Source organism: Helicobacter sp., assembly GCF_017502485.1.
GTDB lineage: Bacteria > Campylobacterota > Campylobacteria > Campylobacterales > Helicobacteraceae > Helicobacter_B.
Genome location: NZ_JAFVUX010000039.1, coordinates 1 through 5,482 on the forward strand (window position 1 = coordinate 1; position 5,482 = coordinate 5,482).

Genomic DNA, 5,482 nt, shown 5'->3' on the forward strand with positions numbered 1-5,482 from the left:
ATATATTCGCGTTTGGGGGCATAGGCAAGAGCTACTCTATCTTAGCCTAAGCATTATCGTTTGCTCGCTTTTTGCCTACACGGCGTTATTTCTTGGCGCGGCGTTGTATTTGGTATTGCTAGTCCAGCACAGGCGAAAGATCCTAAGCTTTTTACGCTCGCATATTTTGCACTTTTTGCTACTTGGTTTTTTTATCATACTCTACTATATGCTCTATATCCGCTATCAAAAAGTCGATGGATTCTACACTTACTGGCAGAGCTTCTTTCTCCCATATTCATTTAGTGCTTATCCTGCGTTCATCAAAGACACCTTGCTTGGTGTACTCGAAGGCTTCACGCCTTTTATCAAGCCACAAGCTGTACCTGTGTATATGCTTATGGGGACTTTTGGATTAGCAATCGCCTATAAGCAAGCGCGCTTTATTTTTACCCTATGTGTATGCGCACTTTTGGTGTGGGTCGCCCTATCTTTATGTAGAATCTACCCCTTTGGTCATAATGGTGTGATAGGCGGACGACTTTCACTTTATATGACACCTATTTTCAATCTACTATGTTGCTACTTTGTAGTCTTTATCTATAATCGCTACAAATGGGCTGGGGTTGTACTTGTAGCTGGGATTTTGGTAGCTACTCTGCTACGCTATGGCAAAATCTACCCTAATTGGCATTATATCCAGCAAACCCACGCCCTTACCACCACGCTACAAGCGCAAGCAAATAACGATGATTTAGTGCTAATCTATCACGCTTCAAAGCCAGCGTTTATGTATTACAGCTTTTTAGATGGGTATGGCATAGCAGATACACAAAGTCCAAGAAGCAAGCAAGCCCCATACACCGGCGTGCGATTCACAACCTTTGACAAAGACTTGATACAACTTGAGCAAGCCTTGCGTCAAGCAGAATCTAAACGCGCCTTTTTGCTCATCTCTCACTATGAAGAAGAGTGGTTACAAGATTTGCGCGCTACTCTCTTGCGCCTAGATTCTAGTGCGCAATTTGTGCAAGGCAAAGGTGGCTGGGGAAGCTATCTTATAATACTTGACCTAGCCCCCTAGAATCTACCTACTAAAATCCGCACCTAGAACCTAGGCTTGCTCTAGCTCTTTTACTTTATCGCCATACTGCTTGAAGATATCTTGGGTGATTTTATAGCTACAAAACTTTGGACCACACATCGAGCAAAACTCCGCTTCTTTAAACACTTCTTGTGGTAGAGCTTCATCGTGGTATTCTCTAGCCCTATCTGGGTCTAGGGCTAGCTCAAATTGTCTGTTCCAATTAAATGCATAGCGGGCATCGCTCATCGCATCATCTCTCTCACGCGCTTTGATTCTACCGCGTGCTATGTCTGCGGCGTGCGCGGCGATTTTGTAGGCTAGGATTCCCTCTCGCACATCTTTGGCATTAGGCAGTCCTAAATGTTCCTTTGGCGTTACATAGCAGAGCATCGCTACGCCTTTCCAAGCTGCCACGCAAGCACCAATGGCACTTGCGATATGGTCATAGCCTGCGGCAATGTCTGTTACAAGTGGTCCTAGTACATAAAATGGAGCTTGATTGCAGTATTCTTTTTGCAGTTTGACATTGCGCTCAATTTGGTTAAGCGGGACATGCCCGGGACCTTCTATCATCACTTGCACATCAGCCTCATAGGCTCTTCTAGCTAGCTCGCCTAGCACCTTTAGCTCAGCAAACTGCGCCTCATCGCTGGCATCAGCCAAACAGCCCGGGCGTAGAGAATCCCCCAGACTTAGACTTACATCGTATTTCTGACAGATTTTTAAGATCTCATCAAAAGCTTCATAAAATGGATTCTCTCTATGATAGTGCAGCATATAGCTTGCCATAAGGCTTCCACCCCGCGAGACTACACCCATCTTACGCTTAGAAACCGCTGGCATATGTGCGAGCAAAAATCCACAGTGAATGGTAAAGTAGCTCACACCTTGGCGCGCTTGCTTCTCAAGAGTGGCGAGCATTGTAGGAATATCTAGCTTTAGCACATCATTTTGCACATCGTGTAGGATTTGATACATAGGCACAGTCCCAATGGGCACGCTAGAAGCTTCGATGATAGCGGTGCGGATTTTGTCCAAATCTCCTCCAGTACTCAGGTCCATAACGGTATCTGCGCCATACTTGATAGAAACTTTGAGCTTTTCTACTTCTTCTTGCGCGGAGTTGCAGATTTGGCTTGAGCCGATGTTGGAGTTGATTTTCGTGCGTAGTGCCACGCCTATGCCCATAGGGATAAGGTTTTTGTGGTTGATATTTGCTGGGATTATTAGGCGACCTTTGGCAACTTCCTTGCGCACAAGCTCTGGATCAATATGCTCAATATTGGCGATATAGCGCATCTCTTCTGTGATAATTCCGCGCTTAGCATAGTGGAGCTGGGTTTTTATTAGGTCATTTTGACGCTCTTGTATCCATTGTGTTCTCATTAGACTCTCGCTTATATTTGGAGATAAAGCTTGCATTATAGCAAAGTTTGTCAATATGCGATTTTGAAAGACTTGACTTTGCCAAAGAAGTTCATTGTAGCTTGCTCTTGCACGCCAACACAAAGCAATGTTTCTTTAGAAAACAAGGGACACCGCTCGGCGTTAGCCGATGTTTCTTTAGAAAACAAGCAAGGCGATGTTTCTTTAGAAAACAAGTGAGACGCTAGCCCAAAGGCTATGCTTCTTTAGTAAAACTAGCATCCAGCCCTCACTACTCACGCTTTATCATTGCGAGAGAATTGCGATCCACAGCATCTGCTTTTTGTATATGTTTGTGTGGATTACTTTTGTTAATGGCTTCCCCCACCCTTAGAACGACAACACACTAAAATCTACTTTAATAAGAAGTTTGCTAGTGCAAATTCTGCTCACCCTACTTCACAGGCGCGCTGAAGTAGATCTCCACTTGTGTCCAGCTTCTACCCTCATGTAGTGTCTCGCACGCCTTAGCAAGCTTGGCAAACGCCCCACCAAGCCCAAAATCTAGCACATCTATCACACCTTTTGCTGTGAGTGTGCCATTTTGGATGGTATATTGCATAGGGACTTTTTGACTTTTACCATTCATCGATACGCTTGCTAACATTGTGCCTAAATTCTCCCCAGCTACGACTTCTCTAAAGACCACTCGGATAAGTTGCCTGCCCTTTTTGTCCTTCTTGAATTGGGAGAAAAAATTTGTTTTTAAGCTTGTGTCTTTAGCTGCATCACCAAGATTTATAGCATTTGCCTCCATAGTGGCACTTGCTCCTTCTAGCTGGGTGGCTATGCTATCACCCTTTTTAAACTTAAAGACAATGTTATTAAATGTCCCGCCAACGGCAAGTTTTTTAGGCGACTTATAGGCAGTGAACCCTGCCTTGGCATTGGCTATGTCAATGGTTTTTGCGCAAAGTACTGAGAGAGAAGCTACTGCTAGGAGTGCTAGCACCTTGTGGAGTCCCAAAGATCGCATTGTAAATCCTTCGTATAAAGTGTGATAAGCGAGCATTATAGCGTAAGCGTATGGGATCTTAGCGCGTGGATTCTAGTGCTACTTAGGTGAGTGGGTTATTTCTCTACATTTTGTTATTAGGCTGGATTTTAAGAAGTATTGAAACTTGATTAAATGCTATAATGCTGGTGATTTATAGTGAGTAAACATCTTAAATAAGCTAGCACAGATAAGCTCAACAAACTTTAAGGAAGAGGTGTGAGAGAGATTCTAGCTCAAGTTATTGTTAGTCGGTGCGCGACTACCACTAACTGCGGTTTAAATGTCTTTTTGCTGGGGGGGGGGGAGCATATGCGCAAACTTGTTCTTGTACTATTAGTGCTAGCTCTTGGCTTGCCCCTATTTGCACAAAGTGAAGATATAACGACTAAGGTTTATAATTTGCAAGGTGATACCCAGAGTGGTAATGGACCTTATTATGTCAAAAGCACAAGAACTTGGAGCTCTGGAGGAAGTAATTTTACGCAGTCATATAACAATGCCACACTTATCTTTGGCAATGATACAAAAACACAAGCAAGCGGGAATACAATATGGTTTGGGGGCAATGGGTGGCAAGCTGGTCTAATAGGATACATCACAGCAAACTTTGAAGCTAAAGATATCTATCTTACAAGCATTTTGGGTGCTGGAAATCAGTGGGGCACAGGGGGCGGAGCTACGCTCAATTTCAAAGCAAGCGAAGCTGCCACACTAGAGACACTCACCCTAAACCTAAATAAAGCAGGCACGCAAAATAGCCACTTTAAAGTAGAGGGAAGTAGCATAACTATCAACAATAGCAAGCTAAATGCCCAAACAAATGGCTTTAGCCTATTGCTAAAAAGCACGAAAGATGACATAAAAATCACTAACTCGCAGGCGCATTTTGGCGGCGATATTACCATAGATTCTGGTAAGGACTTAATAAGTAGCGACACTGCTACTAAGATAAATTCTACAAGCGGTAGGATAAGCGTTACAGCAAAGGAAAATATAGATTTCAAAGGCTCTATGGACTTCGCATCAGGTGGGGCTACTTGGGATGGGACTATCAAGCTAGAAGCTGGAGATAAACTAGATATAGCCACGCTTAAAGCCACACTATATTCTGGAAAAGGGCAGTTTCTCGCCAAAGCAAAAGATTTAAACATAGGAGATCTTAACCTACACGGCAATGTCGGCACTGCGGTTAATGCAAGCAATGCCACCTTTGAAGCTGATACCATAGAGCTTAATAAAGCAGAGATCTACTCCACACGCGGTATAAACAATGCCACTGATAATGCTGGGGAGTTTGTAGTCAAGTTTATAGCTAAGGATTCTATCGTGCTAAACAACACTAACATTAGGCTTACTAATCAGCTAGAAAGTGTAGGCTCGCCGGATTCTGTGGTTTTTGAGTCAGGTGGGGATCTCACTCATAGTGGTAAGCTCACCACTGCCACTGCTCAGCAGACTTGGGGTGGGGCGACCTTTGACTTTAGCAAAGTAAAAGGCAAGGCTAGTGTAGAAAATATAGAAATAGTCGCTGCCAATGTGAAAATGAATAGCGACTTCTCTGCCAAATCCCTAGTCGTGCAAAAGCGACAGACAAATGGTGGGCAAAATGGCTTAGGCACAAAGCTTTGGACAAATGAGGGTGGGAAGTATAAGTTTGACTCTATCATGCTAAATGATGGCACGGATCTGGCTGCAGATACAGCGCGAATGACTTTTGTCAATGATAGTGGTAACAATATCTTTGTCAAAAATAGCAAGCTAGAGCTAGGCTCTTTATCTGTGGGGAAAAAGGGTGGATTCTATGCCTCTAATATCACGCACACTATTGCTACTAATCTTGCTTTGGATTCTAGCTCCACCGCATCATTCCACCATCTCACCATAACTCCGGGCGGACAAATCACAATGGATGCTAACAATGCCAAGCTAGTTTTGGAGAAGCACGGAGATGAAGTAGGAGTGCTAGAGCTGGGCGTGTCGATTAAAGATTCTGG

General features: G+C 43.8%; 5 protein-coding genes. 3 read left to right on the top strand and 2 right to left on the bottom strand.

Translation table 11 applies throughout. The features are described from left to right. The coding region (locus IKB69_RS08115) for a hypothetical protein (protein WP_290948194.1) at nt 1-1,063 on the top strand (1,063 nt) is incomplete at its 5' end. A gap of 30 nt (nt 1,064-1,093) precedes the next feature. Here the strand turns inward: IKB69_RS08115 and thiC are convergent. Then, nucleotides 1,094-2,452, bottom strand: a complete 1,359-nt coding sequence (gene thiC / locus IKB69_RS08120; RefSeq protein WP_290948196.1) for a phosphomethylpyrimidine synthase ThiC — start codon at nt 2,450-2,452, stop codon at nt 1,094-1,096. Nucleotides 2,453-2,530: 78 nt separating this feature from the next. On the opposite strand from thiC, the gene IKB69_RS08125 reads away from it, so the two are divergent. Continuing rightward, entirely contained in the window at nt 2,531-2,671 is a 141-nt protein-coding gene (locus IKB69_RS08125; protein WP_290948198.1) for a hypothetical protein, read from the top strand. Between the two features lie 214 nt (nt 2,672-2,885). Here IKB69_RS08125 and IKB69_RS08130 read toward each other — a convergent pair whose 3' ends face one another. After that, nucleotides 2,886-3,467, bottom strand: a complete 582-nt coding sequence (locus IKB69_RS08130; RefSeq protein WP_290948199.1) for a YceI family protein — start codon at nt 3,465-3,467, stop codon at nt 2,886-2,888. A gap of 237 nt (nt 3,468-3,704) precedes the next feature. Between IKB69_RS08130 and IKB69_RS08135 the strand changes: the two genes are divergently transcribed. Beyond that, a partial coding sequence (locus IKB69_RS08135; protein WP_290948200.1) for a vacuolating cytotoxin domain-containing protein occupies nt 3,705-5,482 on the top strand: 1,778 nt, incomplete at its 3' end.

What these genes read in the sequence shown, in the direction of transcription:
- IKB69_RS08130 (WP_290948199.1), bottom strand. Translation starts at nt 3,467, where the DNA reads ATGCGATCTTTGGGACTCCACAAGGTGCTAGCACTCCTAGCAGTAGCT.
- thiC (WP_290948196.1), bottom strand. Translation starts at nt 2,452, where the DNA reads ATGAGAACACAATGGATACAAGAGCGTCAAAATGACCTAATAAAAACC.